Annotated in this window: 14 protein-coding genes; 4 read left to right on the top strand and 10 right to left on the bottom strand. The window is 71.8% G+C overall.

Annotated elements, in window-relative coordinates:
* Positions 1 to 555: 555 nt before the first annotated feature.
* Positions 556 to 2,646 carry a bifunctional glycosyltransferase 87/phosphatase PAP2 family protein gene (locus OG385_RS23915; RefSeq protein WP_266861118.1) on the top strand — a complete coding sequence of 697 codons (2,091 nt, stop codon included), beginning with the start codon at positions 556 to 558 and terminating at the stop codon, positions 2,644 to 2,646.
* A 47-nt stretch (positions 2,647 to 2,693) separates the two neighbouring features.
* Here the strand turns inward: OG385_RS23915 and OG385_RS23920 are convergent, their stop codons facing one another.
* Entirely contained in the window at positions 2,694 to 3,938 is a 1,245-nt protein-coding gene (locus tag OG385_RS23920) for a cytochrome P450 (protein ID WP_266857499.1), read from the bottom strand.
* Positions 3,939 to 4,219: 281 nt separating this feature from the next.
* Here OG385_RS23920 and OG385_RS23925 point away from each other — a divergent pair, with 281 nt between their 5' ends.
* Positions 4,220 to 5,389 (top strand): steroid 3-ketoacyl-CoA thiolase, encoded by a 1,170-nt coding sequence (locus OG385_RS23925; RefSeq protein WP_266857501.1) that lies wholly within the window; start codon positions 4,220 to 4,222, stop codon positions 5,387 to 5,389.
* Here OG385_RS23925 and OG385_RS23930 read toward each other — a convergent pair.
* From OG385_RS23930 to OG385_RS23965, 8 genes are all read right to left on the bottom strand, one after another.
* Positions 5,373 to 6,293 (bottom strand): ECF transporter S component, encoded by a 921-nt coding sequence (locus OG385_RS23930; RefSeq protein ID WP_266861120.1) that lies wholly within the window; start codon positions 6,291 to 6,293, stop codon positions 5,373 to 5,375. The two genes, OG385_RS23925 and OG385_RS23930, sit on opposite strands and share 17 nt — an antisense overlap.
* Positions 6,257 to 7,858, bottom strand: a complete 1,602-nt coding sequence (locus OG385_RS23935) for an ABC transporter ATP-binding protein (protein ID WP_266857503.1) — start codon at positions 7,856 to 7,858, stop codon at positions 6,257 to 6,259. The genes OG385_RS23930 and OG385_RS23935 overlap by 37 nt, the downstream gene beginning before the upstream one ends.
* On the bottom strand, positions 7,855 to 9,081 hold the full coding sequence (locus OG385_RS23940) for an energy-coupling factor transporter transmembrane component T (protein ID WP_323183946.1): 1,227 nt from the start codon (positions 9,079 to 9,081) through the stop codon (positions 7,855 to 7,857). The genes OG385_RS23935 and OG385_RS23940 overlap by 4 nt, the downstream gene beginning before the upstream one ends.
* A complete protein-coding gene (locus tag OG385_RS23945; RefSeq protein ID WP_266861122.1) occupies positions 9,078 to 9,737 on the bottom strand; it encodes an SCO2322 family protein in 660 nt (219 codons plus the stop codon). The genes OG385_RS23940 and OG385_RS23945 overlap by 4 nt, the downstream gene beginning before the upstream one ends.
* 53 nt (positions 9,738 to 9,790) lie before the next feature.
* Positions 9,791 to 10,987 carry a prenyltransferase/squalene oxidase repeat-containing protein gene (locus OG385_RS23950; RefSeq protein WP_266857505.1) on the bottom strand — a complete coding sequence of 399 codons (1,197 nt, stop codon included), beginning with the start codon at positions 10,985 to 10,987 and terminating at the stop codon, positions 9,791 to 9,793.
* Between the two features lie 399 nt (positions 10,988 to 11,386).
* A complete protein-coding gene (locus OG385_RS23955; RefSeq protein ID WP_266857507.1) occupies positions 11,387 to 12,571 on the bottom strand; it encodes a flotillin family protein in 1,185 nt (394 codons plus the stop codon).
* A gap of 11 nt (positions 12,572 to 12,582) precedes the next feature.
* The gene (locus tag OG385_RS23960) at positions 12,583 to 12,843 is read right to left on the bottom strand and encodes a hypothetical protein (RefSeq protein ID WP_266857509.1); all 261 of its coding nucleotides are present in this window, start codon (positions 12,841 to 12,843) and stop codon (positions 12,583 to 12,585) included.
* Positions 12,844 to 13,036: 193 nt separating this feature from the next.
* A complete protein-coding gene (locus OG385_RS23965) occupies positions 13,037 to 14,110 on the bottom strand; it encodes an MBL fold metallo-hydrolase (protein WP_266857511.1) in 1,074 nt (357 codons plus the stop codon).
* Between the two features lie 199 nt (positions 14,111 to 14,309).
* Here OG385_RS23965 and OG385_RS23970 point away from each other — a divergent pair, with 199 nt between their 5' ends.
* Positions 14,310 to 15,785, top strand: coding sequence for an aldehyde dehydrogenase (locus OG385_RS23970; protein ID WP_266857513.1), 1,476 nt, complete (start codon positions 14,310 to 14,312; stop codon positions 15,783 to 15,785).
* Complete coding sequence (locus tag OG385_RS23975) at positions 15,785 to 16,018, top strand: ferredoxin (protein ID WP_266857515.1); 234 nt, start codon at positions 15,785 to 15,787, stop codon at positions 16,016 to 16,018. The genes OG385_RS23970 and OG385_RS23975 overlap by 1 nt, the downstream gene beginning before the upstream one ends.
* A 95-nt stretch (positions 16,019 to 16,113) precedes the next feature.
* On the opposite strand, the gene OG385_RS23980 is transcribed toward OG385_RS23975, so the two are convergent.
* On the bottom strand, positions 16,114 to 16,722 hold the full coding sequence (locus OG385_RS23980) for a TetR family transcriptional regulator (RefSeq protein ID WP_266857517.1): 609 nt from the start codon (positions 16,720 to 16,722) through the stop codon (positions 16,114 to 16,116).
* Positions 16,723 to 16,763: the final 41 nt, after the last annotated feature.

The raw sequence follows: 16,763 nt of genomic DNA on the forward strand, positions 1-16,763 counted from the left end.
GCCACATCCCCTGCACCAGCCGTACCCGCCGTACCCGCCGTACCTTCCGTACCCGCATCCCCCGTGGCCTCTCCCCGTCGCCGTGCCGTGCCGCGTCCGACACGAGCACAGACGGCGGGCGGAGGGGGTCGGTTCCGGACAACCCTGCCGGTGGTCCGGGGCCCTTCGCGAGGCCGCGGGCTGACGCCGTGCCACAGGGGTCCACGGGCCGAGCGACCTGCGGACCGGCGCGGGCAGTGCTTGAATGGCCCGGTTGGACAGGCCCAGGAGGTCGGTCACCGGCCGGCCGGGGCGGCGATCCCGGCGGTGGTGTCTCCGTACCCCCAACGGTCGTCCTCACCGTGACCCTTGGCCGGAACCGCAGGGGCCGGGTCAGGTGAACAGGGGGTTGCCTGCGTCCTTACTCCGGAGCAGTGCGAGTCTCTATCAGACACAGGTACCGGGCATTTCCGGTGATGAAAACGGGTGGAGGGCCGGCGCGGCGTGGCGAACGACGGGCACAGCGGGGCGCGGACTGCGGTGGGCGCAGGAGCGGGAATCGAGCGGGCACGGGCGGTGCTCTGGCTGGTCGTCGCCGCACTGGCGGTCCGGCAGGTGGCCGCCATACTGCGGTTGCCGCCCAGCAGACGCCTCACCGACCTGGAGACGTGGACGGGCGCCGACGGCGTGCTGCACATCGGCGGGCCGCTCTACGCGACCGGGAAGTTCACCGGGACCCCGTTCTCCGGTCTCGTACTGAAACCGCTGACCCGTTCCGCCGAGCAGAGCCTCGGTGTCGCCTGGACCTTCGGGTCGCTGCTGCTCGTCGTCGTCCTCGGCGTGGTCGTGGCGCGCGCGCTGCCGGGCGAGGTCTCCCGGCGCACGTCGCTGATCGCCGCCCCCGTCGCGATCAGCCTGCTGATGCTCTCGCTGCCGGTGCGCAACGCCTTCCACCTCGGCCAGACCAGTATCATCCCGGTGCTGCTCGTCCTGCTGGGGTGCTTCGCCGTACGGGACGAGCGCGGCTCCGGAGCGCTCATCGGGCTCGGGGCCGCGCTCCAGCCCACCGTGCTTCTCTTCGTGCCGCTGCTCTGGCTGACCGGCCGCAGGCGCGCCGCGCTCTCCGCCACCGCCGCCTTCGCCGTCTGCACGGCGCTCGCCTGGGCCCTGATGGCGCGTGACTCCTGGACGTACTGGATCCACCACGTGGCGGGAGCCGGCCTCGGCTCGCACCCGGACGGGCTCGCCAACCAGTCGATGCACGGCGCGCTGCTGCGCTTCGGTCTGCACGGGCCGCTGGAGATCGTGGTCTTCCTGGTCCTCGCAGTGGCGGTCTCGGTGCTCGCGCTGCGCCGCGCGGCGCGCTACGCGAAGGACGGACAGCTGCTGCTCGCCGTCGCGGTGACGGGCTGCGCCGCGGTCGCCGTCTCGCCGACCGCCTGGCAGCACCAGCTGCTGTGGGTGCTGCTCGCGGTCGTCGGCCGGGTCGGCCGGCGCGCCGCCGACCGGATGGTCTGGCCCGCCGTGGTCGTGCTGGTGAGCACCCTGCCGGGCACGATGCTGCTGCCCAACATGGCGGCGCTGTACCCGGTACGGGACAACGTGGTGCTGCTGACCGCGCTGGCCGCCGCCTGCGCCGTGCCGTTCATGGGCCGCACCGCGCCCGGCTGGGACGCGGCGGAGCCCACCGTCTACGCCACGCCCGTCCCGGCCCGCTGGAGCCGGGTCCCGCTGCTGCCGTTCTGGCGGCGGGTGCTGACCCGCCCCAATCTGCTGCTCGAACTCCTCGCGATCCGCGTCGGCTACTCGGTGTACTCGCACATCCGGGCCGCCGCGACCGGCGGCCGGTCCGCCGCCGAGGCGCACGGTCGTACGGTCGTCTCGATCGAGAAGGCCCTGCACATCAACATCGAGCACTGGGCCAACCACGCGGTGGTGAAGGTCCACTGGCTCGAATCGTTCTTCAACTTCTACTACGAGTCGTTCCACTTCGTGGTGCCGCTGGCGATCCTCGCCGTGCTGTACGTCCGCCGCCCCAGCGACTACCGCTGGGCCCGTACGTCGCTCTCGTTCGCGACCCTCCTCGGGCTGGTCGGGTTCTACTTCTTCCCGCTGGCCCCGCCCCGGCTGATGCCGGGCCTGGGCTTCATCGACTCGGTCCACGGGGTGCAGGACCTGGCGCACCCGGACTACGGCGCGATGACGGCGATGACCAACCAGTACGCGGCGATGCCCTCGCTGCACTTCGGCTGGGCGCTGTGGTGCGGGGTCACCGTCGCCGTCCTGGTCCCGAAGCGCTGGATGAAGGCGCTTGCGCTGCTGCACCCGCTCTTCACGGTCAGCGCGATCATCGCCACCGCCAACCACTGGGTGCTCGACGCGATCGGCGGGGCGACGGTGGTGGCGCTCGGCTTCGGGCTCACCTATCTGCTGGCCGGCCCGCGCACGCTGCTGGCCCCGACGGACGGGGCGGCGGAGGTGCCGAACGCAGCCTCTCCGTCACCGGACCTGTCGTCCGAGCCCCCGTCGTCCGAGCCCCCCTCGTCCGAGCCCGAGCCCCCGTCGTCCGAGCCCAAGCCGTCCGAGCCCGAGCCTCCGTTGTCCAAGCCGTCCGAGCCCGAGCCCCCCTCGTCCGAGCCGGAGCCCGAGGCGGCCGGCACCGGCTGACGGGCCGGGCCGGGTCAGATCCGCAGAGCGGGCGCCGGCCCGGCCGGTCAGCCGCGGTTCACCTGGAGCCCCTTGATCCCGTTCAGCCAGGCCGAGCGCAGCCGCCGCGGGTCACCGGTCAGCTTCAGGTCCGGCAGCACGTCCGCGATGGCGTTGAAGATCAGGTTGATCTCCAGTACGGCGAGGGACTTGCCCAGGCAGAAGTGCGGGCCGCCGCCGCCGAAGCCGAGGTGCGGATTGGGGTCGCGGGTGATGTCGAACTGCTCCGGGTTCTCGAAGACCTCGGGGTCGTTGTTGGCCGACGAGTAGAAGATGCCGACCCGGTCACCCGCCTTGATCTGCTGCCCGCCCAGCTCCAGGTCCTGGGTCGCGGTGCGCTGGAAGGACACCACCGGGGTGGCCCAGCGCACGATCTCCTCGGCCGTCGTATCGGGCCGTTCGGCCTTGTAGCGCTCCCACTGCTCGGGGTGCGTGAGGAAGGCGTGCATACCGTGACTGATCGCGTTGCGGGTGGTCTCGTTGCCCGCGACCGCGAGCAGGATGACGAAGAAACCGAACTCGTCCGACGACAGGTTCCCCTCGCCCTCCGCCGCGACGAGCGTGGACACGATGTCCTTGGCCGGGCACTCCTTGCGGTCCGCCGCGAGGTTCATCGCGTACGAGACGATCTCCATCGCCGCTTCGGCGCCGACCTCCTCCGTGATCGCGTACTCCGGATCGTCGTACGCCGCCATCTTGTTGGACCAGTCGAAGATCTTGGCCCGGTCCTGCTGCGGTACGCCGATGAGCTCCGCGATGGCCTGGAGCGGCAGCTCCACCGCGATGTTGGTCACGAAGTCGAAGGAGCCGTCGTCCGCCGCACCCGCCAGCGCGGTCTCGACGATCGAGCGGGCGCGCCGGCGCAGGGTGTCCTCCAGCGAGCGGATGGCGCGCGGGGTGAAGCCGCGCTGGACGATCTGGCGGACCCTGGTGTGTTCCGGCGGGTCCATGTTGAGCATGATCAGCCGCTGTACGTCGATCTGGTCGCGGCTAATGGACTCGTTGAACCGGATGACGGCGGTGTTGGTGTTGGACGAGAACAGCTCCGGGTGCGTGGAGACGTACTTGACGTCCGCGTGCCGGGTCACGGCCCAGTACCCCTCGTCGCCGAAGCCCGCGATCCCGGCCGGCTGGGTGCACCACCAGACCGGAGCGGTCTGCCGGAGCTGGGCGAACTCCGGGTGCGGGACCCGGGATTGGAGCAGATCAGGATCCGTGAAGTCGAACCCTTCGGGCAGATGGGGGCAGTGCATCGGCTCCTCCAACTCCAGGTCTGGCTGGCTGTGTCCGGCCGCTCAATCGTCTGACGACCCATCAGATGTGCTCCGAAAGATAGTAACGAGTTCTACAAGGAGCAAGGGTTCCGGACGGAGTTGTTGCGTGCGGAATGGGTGCCCGGCACCGCAAGACCCGTGCACAGGCCTTGCGTACCGGGGGTAGCACTCATAAGACTGCACAGAGAACTAGAACGCGTATCAGTTCTTCCGCGCGGGCGCCGGGACGCCTCAGCGGACGTGGAGGAGAGGACGAGCTCATGGCCGCGGAACCCGTCATCGTCGAAGCCGTACGTACCCCCATCGGCAGGCGCGGAGGCGCCCTCGCCAATCTCCATCCCGCCTATCTGCTGGGCGAGACCTACCGTGAACTCCTGGGCCGCACCGCCATCCACGCCGACTGCGTCGAGCAGATCGTCGGCGGTACGGTCACCCACGCGGGCGAGCAGTCCATGAACCCGGCGCGCAGCGCGTGGCTGGCCATGGGGCTGCCGTACGAGACCGCTGCGACCACCGTGGACTGTCAGTGCGGATCCTCGCAGCAGGCCAGCCACATGGTGGCCAACATGATCGCGGGCGGGGTCATGGACATCGGCATCAGCTGCGGTGTCGAGGCGATGTCCCGGGTGCCGCTGGGCAGCGGCTCCAAGCACGGTCCCGGCAAGCCCTTCCCCGACGAGTGGAACGTCGACCTGCCGAACCAGTTCGAGGCCGCCGAGCGGATCGCCCGCCACCGGGGGCTGACCCGCGAGAACGTCGACTCGCTGGGCCTCATCTCGCAGGAGCGGGCCGCCGCCGCCTGGGCCGAGGAGCGCTTCAAACGGGAGACCTTCGCCGTCCAGGTCCCCACCACCGAGGACGAACAGGCCGCGGGGCAGGGCATGTGGCGCCTCGTCGACCGCGACGAGGGGCTGCGTGACACCACGATGGAGGGGCTCGCCCGGCTCAAGCCGGTGATGCCGGTCGCCGTGCACACCGCGGGGAACTCCTCGCAGATATCCGACGGCGCCTGCGCGATCATGTGGGCGTCCAAGCGGATGGCGCGGGCGCTCAAGCTCAGGCCGCGGGCGCGGATCGTCGCCCAGGCGCTGGTGGGTTCGGACCCGCACTTCCATCTGGACGGGCCGGTCGACGCGACGCGTGCGGTGCTCGGCAAGGCGGGGATGTCGCTCAAGGACATCGACATCGTGGAGATCAACGAGGCGTTCGCGTCGGTGGTGCTGAGCTGGGCCCAGGTCTTCGAGCAGGACCTGGAGAAGGTCAACGTGAACGGTGGGGCGATCGCGCTGGGGCATCCGGTGGGGGCGACCGGCGCGCGGCTGATCACCACCGCACTGCACGAGCTGGAGCGCAGGGACAAGGAGTTCGCACTGATCACGATGTGCGCGGGCGGCGCGCTGGCCACCGGCACGATCATTCAGCGGCTGTAGCCGACCCGGTCCCGGGGCGGGCCGGACCGTTACGGTCCGGCTCTGCCCCGGAGACGGCCTGTCCGCCGGGTACAGTCGCCGCTTCGAACGCGGGCTCCGCGTCGAAGGCCGCGCGCCGGGTCGCCCGGCGCAGCGCCTTCAGGACGGTCGAGCCGACGATCAGGGTCAGGACGACGGTGACGGCCGCCCGTCCCAGGTCCCAGCCGAGCGAAGTGGCCGCGCAGTACGCGAAGAAGCGCGTCAGATTCGCCCCGACGGCGTCACCGGGATGGAAGGAGATCCCGGTGGAGAGACCGCCGATGTACGTCCAGCCCTGCAGGTTCATGACCGTGCCGTACGCGAACGCCGCCGCGCACCCGTATCCGGCGAGCATCAGCAACTCGGCCCGCCCGCGCAGCCGCCGGGCGCCCGGCAGCAGTCCGGCGCCCATCGTGAACCAGCCCATCGCCAGCATCTGGAAGGGCATCCACGGCCCGACCCCGCCGGTCAGCAGGGCGGAGGCGAACATGGTGACCGAGCCGAGCACGAAGCCGAATCCGGGCCCCAGCACCCGCCCGCTCAGCACCATCAGGAAGAACATCGGCTCAAGTCCCGCCGTGCCCGCGCCGAGCGGGCGCAGCGCGGCGCCGACCGCCGCCAGCACACCGAGCATCGCCACCGCCTTCGCGTCGAGACCGGCGTCGGCGATGGTCGCCACCACCACGGCCACCAGCAGCGGAAGCAGCGCGGCGAACAGCCACGGGGCGTCCTGCGAGTGCGCGAGCCCGGACGCGGAGTCGGCGAGCAGCGGCCAGCCGAAGGCGAACACCCCGATCACCGTGATCAGGACGAGCGCGGCGACCGAACGGGGCCCGAGCCCGATGGCCCTCACAGCGCCTCCCGCACCTGGGCCACCGTGAGCCAGTCCTGCGGCGCCAGGATCTTCGAGACCTGCGGCGCGAAGGACGGCGACGAGACCACCACCTCCGGCGTCGGCCCGTCCGCGACGATCTCGCCGTCGGCCAGGATGACGACCCGGTGGGCGAGTTCGGCGGCCAGTTCCACGTCATGAGTGGCGAGCACGATGGCGTGCCCGTCCCGGGCCAGCGCGCGCAGCACCCCGACCAGCCGGCCCTTCGCCGCGTAGTCCAGGCCGCGTGTCGGCTCGTCGAGCAGCAGCAGCGGGGGGCGCCCGGTCAGCACGATCGCCAGCGCCAGCGCGAGGCGCTGCCCTTCGGAGAGATCACGCGGATGGACGGAGTCGGGGAGGCCGGGGAGCAGCTCGGAGACGAGAGCGCGGCAGCTGCCGGGGTCGGCGCCCGCGTCCGCGTCGGCCGCCGCGCACTCGGCGGCGACCGTGTCCGCGTACAGCAGATCGCGCGGCTCCTGCGGTACGAGCCCGACCCGGCGGATCATCTCGCGCGGCGGGGTCCGGTGCGGGGTGCTGCCGCCGACCTGTACCGACCCGGACGACGGCTCGTGCATCCCGACGAGCGTGCCGAGCAGTGTGGACTTTCCGGCGCCGTTACGGCCCATCAGAGCGACTGTCTCGCCGGGGTGCACCGAGAGGGAGATCTGCCGCAGCGCCTCGATCCGCCCGCGCCGCAGACCGAGCCGGTCCGCGATGGCGACCGGTCCTGCGGGCGGCGGAGCGGGCGGGTCCGTGCGGACCCGGCCGTCCAGCCGCTCGCGCAGCGCCGCGGCGCGGCGCCTGGCGTCCCGTACGGACAGCGGCAGCGGATCCCAGCCCGCCAGCCTGCCCAGCGCCACGACCGGCGGGAACACCGGGGACACCGCCATCACATCGGCGGGCGCCCCCATGACCGGCGCCTCGCCGGGACCGGGCAGCAGGATCACCTGGTCCGCGTACTGCACCACCCGCTCCAGCCGGTGCTCGGCCATCAGCACGGTCGTGCCCAGGTCGTGCACCAGCCGCTGGAGGACGGCCAGCACCTCTTCGGCGGCTGCCGGGTCCAGTGCGGACGTCGGTTCGTCGAGCACCAGCACCTTGGGGTGCGGGGTGAGCACGGAGCCGATCGCGACCCGCTGCTGCTGACCGCCGGAGAGCGTCGCGATCGGCCGGTCGCGCAGCTCGGTGAGGCCCAGCAGGTCGAGGGTCTCCTCCACCCGCCTGCGCATCACGTCCGGGGCGACCCCCAGCGACTCCATGCCGTACGCGAGTTCGTCCTCGACGGTGTCCGTCACGAAGTGGGCGAGCGGGTCCTGGCCCACCGTGCCCACCAGGTCGGCGAGTTCGCGGGGTTTGTGGGTCCGGGTGTCCCGGCCGTCGACGGTGACCCGGCCGCGCAGCACCCCGCCCGTGAAGTGCGGCACCAGACCGGACACCGCACCGAGCAGTGTCGACTTGCCGACACCGGACGGGCCGACGAGCAGCACCAGCTCGCCTTCGGGCACAGTCAGGTCGACCCCCTGGACGGCGGGCTCCCGGGCATCGGCGTAGGTGACCGACACCTGCTCGAACCGGATCACTTACACCCTCCTCCTTCTCGGTACGGGGGCTGTGGGACGGGGGCCTGCGGTACGGGAATCCGCGGCGCCGGGTCCACCGGCGCGGGGCCCTTCGCCCCGGGCGCTTTCGTCATGGTCGCCTTCCGCACGGGCGCTTCCGGTACGGGTGCCACGAAGGCCGGGACCAGCCCGATCAGCACGGCAGCCGCGGGCCACAGCGGCAGCACCGGTGCGACCAGCGGGACCACACCGGGGTGCAGAGCCGTCGCGTCGCGTCCGCTCGCCCAGATCATCAGCGCCGCCACCGCGATCCCCGACCCCGCGACCAGCCAGGCGCGCGGGCCCCAGCGGTCCGGCCGGTAGCGCGTCCGCACGGAGCGGCGGCCGCCCAGCCTGAGCCCGGCCAGCGCGGCCAGCAGCCCCACGCCGAGCACCGGCAGACCGTACGAGGCGCCCTCGGCGGCGAGCAGGCCGTACGTCCCCGCGCAGACCCCGAGCAGCCCGCCGAGCGTCAGCACGGTCGTGGTGTGCCGGACCGCACGCGGCACCTGCGCCGTTCTGCCGTACCCGCGCGCGTCCATCGAGGCCGCCACGGCGACCGACCGCTCCAGCGCGCCTTCCAGCACCGGCAGTCCGATCTGCAGGACCGCCCTGACCCCACCGGTGGGACGGCCGCGCAGCCGCCGCGCGGTCCGCAGCCGCACCACGTCGGCGACCATGTTCGGTGCGAAGGTCATCGCGACGACGACCGCCACCCCGACCTCGTACAGGGCGCCCGGCAGTGACTTGAGGAGCCGGGCCGGGTTGGCGAGCGCGTTGGCCGCGCCCACACAGATCAGCAGGGTGGCCAGCTTGGCGCCGTCGTACAGCGCGAACACCAGCTGCTCCGCCGTCACCCGGCCGCCGATCCGGACCCCCTGCGCCCAGTGCGGCAGCGGGAGTTCCGGCAGCGTGAACAGTGTGTGCGAGCCGGGGACCGGGGAACCGAGCACGACCGAGAACATCAGCCGGATGCCGATGACGAACAGCCCGAGCCGCACGAACGTGCCGTACGAGCGGGCCCACGGCGCGTCCGTGCGCCGGGCCGCCACCACATAGCCCGCCACGCCCACCAGCAGGCCGAGCAGCAGCGGGTTGGTCGTGCGGGACGCGGCGGTGGCGAGCCCGAGGGCCCACAGCCACCAGGCCCCCGCGTGCAGGGCGTTGCTGCGGCCGACGGCAGGGGCGCGGAGTGACACCGTCATCCGCTGTTGCGCCTGCGGCGCGCCTGCCACACACCGGCCGCGCCGAGTACGACCACCGCGGCGACCCCGCCGACGAGCCCTGCGGACGGCCCGCCGCTGTCGTTCTGCGGGGCGCTGTCGGTCCGCCGCTCGTGGCCGCCGCCCTTCTGGGTCCCCGAGACCTGATCGCCGCAGCCGGTCCGGGGGAAGCCCGCGATCGAGCAGAGCAGCGCGTCGCTGTTGTAGCGCAGCGGCCGGGCGACGGCGGCGAGCGCCTCCGCGCTGGTCGCGTCCCCGCCGACCCGCGCGCACACGGTGCGCTCGGCCGGCGGCTTCTCGCCGTCCGGAGCGTCGGCCGCCGTACCGAAGTCGATGACCAGCGCGATCCGCTTGGAGCCGCCCTTCGCCGGGGTCTTCGCGCAGATGCCGTCGAAGGTGGGGGGACCGCCGTGCGCCGGGACGCGCGGCTTGCTCGCGTCCTGGGAGTCCGCGCTGACGGCGAACCGGAAACCCTGTACGTCCCCGTCGGCGGGCCGGGCCGTCGACGGGCCCTGGGTGGCGTACTGCCAGCCGCTGCCCGAGCGGTCCCAGAACGACCAGTACCGGTAGCCGGCGGCCTGCGCGGGAGCGGCGCCGAACGCGGTGAGTGCGGCGCCCACCGCGACGGCCAGGGCCATCAGCCGGACGGAACCGGTCCGCACGGGGTGCTCACGGGGTATCGGGCGGCGCATCAGCGCTGCCGCTTCCTGCCGCGCATGCTGAGCAGGAAGCCGATGCCGAGTCCGGCGACCAGGCCGATACCGATGATCCACCAGACGCTGAAGCCCGAGCTGTCGCTGTCCTTCTTCGAGTCGGCGGCCTGCACCGAACCGGCGGGGGCGGGGCCGGTCGCGTTGAGCTGCTTGACCAGGTCCGCGCCGCCGAAGTCGTGCGGGTCGATACCGTTCGCACGGGCCGCGAAGATCAGCTGGGCGTACGCGGCGGGGCCGCTCTGCCTGGCCCATCCCGCAGAGTGCTGCTCCAGCCATGCGAGGGGCTGCCTGGCCTGCGCGATGAGGCCGTCGGCGCCGAGCGCGGTCACCGCGTCGGCGGTGTTGCCGTAGTCGGGCTGGTCCTCGGCGCCCGGCATCGCGGACTTCAGATAGGCCTTCCCCGCGGTCGCCCCGGCGAGGTAGGTGGCGCCGTTGTGCGCGGCCTGGGCGGGAGTCGAGGCGTTCAGACAGCCGGTGCCGCCGACGTCCTTGCCGCCGGGGCCCGGTGCCAGACCGGCGCCCAGCGCGCCCAGTACGGCGGCGCCCGTCGCGTCGGCGTTCGCGTACAGCTTCCCGGACTTCTTGTCGGGCTGGTACGCGAATCCGCCGCCGCCCTCCTTGGCGTCGCACGGGATCGAGAGCGAGACCAGCACCTTCTTGGCACCGGCGGTCGGCTCCCCGGCCGCGGCGAGCGCGCCGATCACCACGGATGTGGAGTTCGCGTCGCTCGGGCCGCCCGGGTTGTAGCTCCAGCCGCCGTCCTTGCCCGCCACCGACTTCAGCCAGCCGGCGCCCTTCTTCACAGCGGCGTCGTGCCCGCCGAGCGCCTTGAGCGCCTGCACGGCGGCCGCGGTGGCGTTGGTGTCCAGGAGTTCCTTCTCGCCGCACGGCTTCGTCACGTCGGCGCGGAAGGAGGTGAAGGCGCCGTTGGCGCACTGCTGGCCGGTCAGCCAGTCGACGGCTTTCGCGGCGGGCCGGACCCCGGTGGCGTCCTGCGCGATCAGCGCGAGGGACTGCCGCCAGACTCCGTCGTACTTGGGGTCCGTCCTGCCGTACAGGCCGGAGGGGAGCACCGGGGACGGCGAGGGCGACGGCGAGGCGAAGGCCGTGGGCGCAGCGGCCGCGCAGAGCACGGCGGATACGGCGAGCGCGGTGGCGCTGCGGCGAAGGATCATGGCGGCGGGGCCTCTCCTGCGGGGGGCCGGGACACGGGCCCGCTCAGGCACCGGGGCTCCGGCTCCGTATACCTCGACGGTGCCGGCCACCGGGGGCTTCCGGTGGCACGAGCCGGTCACTTCCGTACAGGGCGGTCCGGCTCACCGCCAGGGCGGCGGTTCACGGACGGGGCCTCCCCCGGTCGAGCGGAGCCGAGAGCTTGGGGAAGGGGTCAGCGCCGGAGTTGCACCGGCTTCCCCCTGTGCGGGTGTGATGACGACCGTCTTACTGTACCGGCCGCCCCCGGGCGCCTTCGGGGGCGGCCAGGGGAAACGGACGGCGGCGCACCCGCTGAACCGGGTGCGCCGCCGTCCGTACTCGTCGTTCTCGTCCCTGAAGCCCGGAGGCTGTGGACGGTCCTACTTGATGTCGATCGGCCCGTTGTCGCCGTTGTCCTTGCCGGACTTCCCGCCGAGGTAGCGCTGGATCTCCGCGCCCCGGCCGCCCTGGTGGGCGTCGTCGTCCTGCGCGCCCAGGTTCTTCCGTACCGAGTCGAGGATCGTCAGGCCCTGGCCCACCAGACCGGCCGCGATCTCGCCGAGGCCGTCCGCGCCGTTGAGCACGTTGACATTGGCGCCCGCGAGGCCGGACGCGGCCTCCTTGACGATCTGCGGGAGCTGGTCGATCAGCATCCGGTCGAGCGCCACCCGGTCGTACGAAGCGGCAGCCGCGGCCTGGATCTTCATCCGTTCGGCCTCGGCCACGGCCAGCACCCTGATGCGCTCCGCGTCGGCCTCGGCGGGCTTCACGATCTCGGCGACCAGCTGCTGCTGGCGCAACTGGGCGGCGCGCTCGGCCAGTTCGGTCTGGGCCGCGAGCACCTCCTGCTGCGCGTGCGCCTGGGCGAGCGGGCCGGCCTGGGCGGCCTGCGCCTGCGCCCGGTCCACCTCCGCCGAGTACTGCGCCTGTACGACGGCGGTCTGCCGCTGGTACTCGGCCTGGTTACGGGTGGCTTCCTGCTGCGCCTCCACGGACTGCTGGGTCGCCTGCGCCTGGGCGATCTGCGCCTGCCGCTGGATGGCCGCCGTGTGCGGGGCGGACATGGCCGCGATATAGCCGGTCTCGCCGTCGTCGATCGACTGGATCTGGAGCGAGTCCACGATCAGACCGATCTTGGCCATCTCCGTCTTGGAGGTCTCCAGCACCTCCGTGGCGAGCTTCTGCCGCTCGGTGACGATCTCCTCGACGGTCATCGAGCCGATGATCGAGCGCAGATGGCCGGAGAAGATCCGGCCGGTCAGCACCGACATCTGGTCCTGGTCGGAGAGGAAGCGCTGGCCGGCGTTGACGATGCTCTCCGTGTCGTTGCCGACCTTGAACGCGATGACGGCCCGCACCGTCAGCACGATGCCCTGCCGGGTCACACAGGTCTCGGCGACCTCCGCCTCGCACATCGCCAGCGTCAGGAAGCGGGTCTTGCGGAAGACCGGAAGTACGAACTTGCCGTGGCCGGTCACGACCCTGAAGGGCGCACCGCCCAGACCACGCCTGCCTCCGGAGATGAGCATGGCCTCGTCCGGCGCTGGAACGCGATAACCCAACATCCTTGGTCTCCTTAGTCGGTGTCGCCGGGGTCGAGGGTCAGCGCATCCAGCGGATCCACGGGATCGGCCCACTCGATGACGTCGACCTGGCGAGTACCGCGGGATTCGATCACGAGCACTGTCGCCCCGTACGACAAGGGCTCCTGGGACCAGGCGAGAAAGGCTTCCCAGCCTCCTCTGACCTGGATCAGGACCTCACCGGGACCGGCGGATCCGCGCGTTGCCAGGATCAGCTTCCCCGTGCAGCCGATCACAGCCTCGTCCGGCGCCATCGGCGGCCGCCCCCCTCGTGATGTGCGGTACTGAATGCATGACCCTAACGCTACTCCGACCAGCGGACTATCCTCCGCTGGTCCCGAGTTCGGCCGCGGGCGGGGAGCGGGTGGCATGCGGGCGGCGGGCCTGATCCGGCGTGGTCGCGGCCGCCTCGCGCGGGTGCCGGGAGGGCCGGGGCGTTGTTTCCCGCTATACCGCCATATAGGTCACGGGGTCACTGCCGGTGAGAGCTTCCGCCTGCCCCAGTTTCACCAGCCGCCGCAGATGGGCCTCGGCCTCCGAGACCGCGATGTTGCGTGAACCGTGCGGAATCTGCTCCCAGGGGCGGTTCCACTCCATCCGCTCGGCGATCTGCCAGAGGGTCTGCGGCTGGGCCAGCAGGGTCAGCAGGTCCCGGAGCCGGTCCTCGTGGTGGGCCAGCAACTCCCGTACCCGGGAGGCGGCGTCGGTGAAGGCGTACTGGTGGGCGGGGAGCACCTCGGCGGGGGCCAGCCGGCCGATCCGCTCCAGGGAGTCGAGGTAGTCGCCAAGGGGGTCCCCCTGCTCGAAGGGGGCCGAGAGGGGGTGGGGATCGGCGGCCGTGGTGTCGTCCCGGTCCTCGTAGAGCCCGATGTGCGGGGTGATGCCGGGCAGCAGGTGGTCGCCGGAGAAGAGCCGCCCGTTGCCCGGCCGGTTCGCCGGGTGCTCCTCGTCCAGATGGAGGCAGACATGGCCGGGGGTGTGGCCGGGCGTCCAGATGGCGCGCAGTCGGCGGCCGGGCAGCGGCAGCAGGTCGCCGGGGACGATCTCACGGTCGGGTATGGCGGCCCGCAGCCCGGGGAGCGTCCGCATCCTGCCGGCGGCGCGGGCCCGGCGCAACGGTGCGAGGTGCTCGTCGGGCGCTCCGGCGGCGGCGAGTTTCCGGGTGAGGTACTCCAGCCAGACGGCCGGTTCGGCGCTGCGGGTGCGCTTGACGATCTCGGTGTCGGCGGCGTGCATGGCGAGCCAGGCCCCGGATGCCTCCCGCACCTGGCCGGAGAGGCCGTGGTGGTCGGGGTGGTGGTGAGTGATGAGGACGCCGTGGATGTCCGCGACGGAGAGGGACAGCGCTGCCAGGCCCCCGGTCAGCGCGTCCCAGGAGGTGGGGTCGTCCCAGCCGGTGTCGATCAGTACGGGGCCGCTGTCCGTCTCGATGACGTGGACCAGGGTGTGGCCCAGAGGGTTGTCCGGAATCGGGACCTCGATGGACCAGACGCCTCCGCCGTGCTCGGTCACCTGCGCCATGGCGTCCTCAACTCTCTTCCGGGGCACTGCCTTTGATCACGACTCACTATAACTAGAACCGGTTCCAATGACCCCGCAGGTTCTGCCGGGGCCGGTTCCGGTCGGTCACGGCGCTCTCCTGGGGGTTCCGGATGCGAAGTAGAACTGGTATCAGTTTCTGATACAGCGTCAGAAAGTGTCCCCCGGGAGGCAGTCAGTCATGACCGAGCTTGTGGAACACCGGCAGCTCTTCATCGGCGGGGAGTGGGCGGAACCACTCGGCACCGACGTCATCGAAGTCGTCTCGCCCCACACCGAGCAGGTCATCGGGCGCGTGCCGCACGCCTCCGAGGCCGATGTGGACCGCGCTGTCGCCGTGGCGCGGCAGGCGTTCGACGAGGGCCCCTGGCCCCGGATGTCACTGGACGAGCGGATCGAGGTGATCACCCGGATCAAGGACGCGTTCGCCGTGCGGTACGAGGAGATCGCCCGGGTCATCAGCGCCCAGAACGGCACCCCGTACACATCGAGCACCATGGTCCAGGCGCTCGCCGCGATGATGGTGTGGGACGCGGCGATCACGACCGCCCGCGCCTTCCCGTACGAGGAGAGCCGGGACGGTGTCCTCGGCAAACTGCTCGTACGGCGTGAGCCGGTCGGGGTGGTGGCCGCGGTGGTCCCGTGGAACGTCCCGCAGTTCACGGCGGCCGCCAAGCTCGCCCCGGCGCTGCTCGCCGGCTGCCCCGCGATCCTGAAGGTCTCGCCGGAGACCCCGCTGGACGCCTATGTGCTCGCCGACATCGTCAGCGAGGCGGGGCTGCCGAAGGGGGTGCTGTCGATCCTCCCGGCCGACCGCGAAGTGAGCGAGTACCTCGTCGGGCACCCCGGCGTCGACAAGGTGTCGTTCACCGGCTCCGTCGCCGCGGGCAAGCGCGTGATGGAGGTCGCGGCGCGCAATCTGACCCGGGTGACCCTGGAGCTCGGCGGCAAGTCGGCGGCGATCATCCTGCCCGACGCGGACCTGGAATCGACGGTCGCGGGGATCGTGCCGTTCGCCTGGATGATCAACGGGCAGGCGTGTGTCGCCCAGACCCGGATCCTGGTCCCGCGCAGCCGGTACGACGAGATCGCCGAGGCGTTCGCCGCCGCGGCGGGTGCGCTCAAGGTCGGCGATCCGCTGGACCCGGCGACCGAGGTCGGCCCGCTGGTGGCGCGCCGTCAGCAGCAGCGGTCACTGGACTACATCCGCATCGGCCAGGAGGAGGGCGCCAAGATCCTCACCGGCGGCGGCCGCCCGGCGGGCGCCCAGGCCGGCTGGTACGTCGAGCCGACCCTCTTCGGGGACGTCGACAACTCGATGCGGATCGCCCGCGAGGAGATCTTCGGCCCGGTGATCTGCCTGCTGCCCTACGGTGACGAGGAGGAGGCGGTGAAGATCGCCAACGACTCCGATTACGGGCTCAGCGGCAGTGTGTGGACGGCGGACGTCGAGCACGGCATCGACATCGCACGCCGGGTCAGGACGGGCACGTACAGCGTGAACACCTTCAGTCTGGACATGCTCGGGCCGTTCGGCGGCTACAAGAACTCCGGCGTGGGAAGGGAGTTCGGGCCCGAGGGGTACGGCGAGTACTTCGAGCACAAGATGATCCATCTCCCCGCCGGGTACGAACCGGCAGCGGGCGAGGCGGAGTAATGGGGGACCGCTGGCACGTGGAGGTCGACCGGTCCGTCTGCATCGGCTCCGGGATGTGTGTGAACCACGCACCGGACGGCTTCGCACTCGACTCCGCGCGCCAGTCCCACCCGCGCTCGCCGGAGACCGACGCGAGCGAGAAGGTACTGGCCGCTGCGGAGGGCTGCCCGGTCGAGGCGATCATGATCACGCTGCGGGAGAGCGGCGAGGCGGTCTTCCCGCCCGACGAGTAGTAACCGACGAGTAGTCACCCGATGAGCAGCCGTCCGACGAGTGGCTGCCCGACGAGCAGGGCGACGGCGCGACCGCGCGACCGCGCGGACACGGCTCAGGCCGTGTCCGGGCCGGTCAGGTCGATCAGCCGGCAGACCGTCTCGATGTCGATCTTCACCTGGGCGATCGACGCCCGCCCGGACAGCCAGGTGATCAGCGCGGAGTGCCAGGTGTGCTCGATGACCCGGACCGCTGAAAGCTGCTCGGGGGTGGGGTGTTCCAGGCCCATCGCGTCCAGGATGATCGCCGTCGTCAGACGGGAGACGGTGTCCACCTCGGGGCTGACGCTCCGGTCGGCGAAGGTCAGTGCCCGCACCATCGCGTCCGCCAGATGCGGCTCGCGCTGGAGCGCGCGGAAGGCACCCATGAGCGTCGACGCGACGCGCTCGGCGGGGGTGTCGCCCGCGGGAGGCCGCTTGCGGAGGGTGGTGTGCAGATGCTGGAGCTGGTCCTGCATGGTGGCGACCAGCAGATGGATCTTGGAGGGGAAGTACCGGTAGAGCGTGCCGAGCGCCACCGACGAGTCCTCGGCGACCTCGCGCATCTGCACCGCGTCGAAGCCGCCGCGGCCGGCCAGCTGGGCGCTCGCGTGCAGAATCCTGCGGCGGCGCGCCTCCTGGCGCTCGGTCAGCGGTGGCGACGCCGGCTTGGCTTCCACAGTCATCTGTCCCATCCGATCCCGCCGTGGCGCGAATCACCTGATCC

Origin of the sequence: Streptomyces sp. NBC_01306, from assembly GCF_026340465.1 — a bacterium.
Classification (GTDB): Bacteria; Actinomycetota; Actinomycetes; order Streptomycetales; family Streptomycetaceae; genus Streptomyces.

Excerpts from the sequence above, each read along its gene's own strand:
- OG385_RS23955 (WP_266857507.1), bottom strand. The coding sequence starts at position 12,571 with ATGTTGGGTTATCGCGTTCCAGCGCCGGACGAGGCCATGCTCATCTCC.
- OG385_RS23965 (WP_266857511.1), bottom strand. The coding sequence starts at position 14,110 with ATGGCGCAGGTGACCGAGCACGGCGGAGGCGTCTGGTCCATCGAGGTC.
- OG385_RS23975 (WP_266857515.1), top strand. The coding sequence starts at position 15,785 with ATGGGGGACCGCTGGCACGTGGAGGTCGACCGGTCCGTCTGCATCGGC.
- OG385_RS23970 (WP_266857513.1), top strand. The coding sequence starts at position 14,310 with ATGACCGAGCTTGTGGAACACCGGCAGCTCTTCATCGGCGGGGAGTGG.
- OG385_RS23960 (WP_266857509.1), bottom strand. The coding sequence starts at position 12,843 with ATGGCGCCGGACGAGGCTGTGATCGGCTGCACGGGGAAGCTGATCCTG.
- OG385_RS23950 (WP_266857505.1), bottom strand. The coding sequence starts at position 10,987 with ATGATCCTTCGCCGCAGCGCCACCGCGCTCGCCGTATCCGCCGTGCTC.
- OG385_RS23945 (WP_266861122.1), bottom strand. The coding sequence starts at position 9,737 with ATGGCCCTGGCCGTCGCGGTGGGCGCCGCACTCACCGCGTTCGGCGCC.
- OG385_RS23920 (WP_266857499.1), bottom strand. The coding sequence starts at position 3,938 with ATGCACTGCCCCCATCTGCCCGAAGGGTTCGACTTCACGGATCCTGAT.
- OG385_RS23925 (WP_266857501.1), top strand. The coding sequence starts at position 4,220 with ATGGCCGCGGAACCCGTCATCGTCGAAGCCGTACGTACCCCCATCGGC.
- OG385_RS23980 (WP_266857517.1), bottom strand. The coding sequence starts at position 16,722 with ATGACTGTGGAAGCCAAGCCGGCGTCGCCACCGCTGACCGAGCGCCAG.
- OG385_RS23940 (WP_323183946.1), bottom strand. The coding sequence starts at position 9,081 with ATGACGGTGTCACTCCGCGCCCCTGCCGTCGGCCGCAGCAACGCCCTG.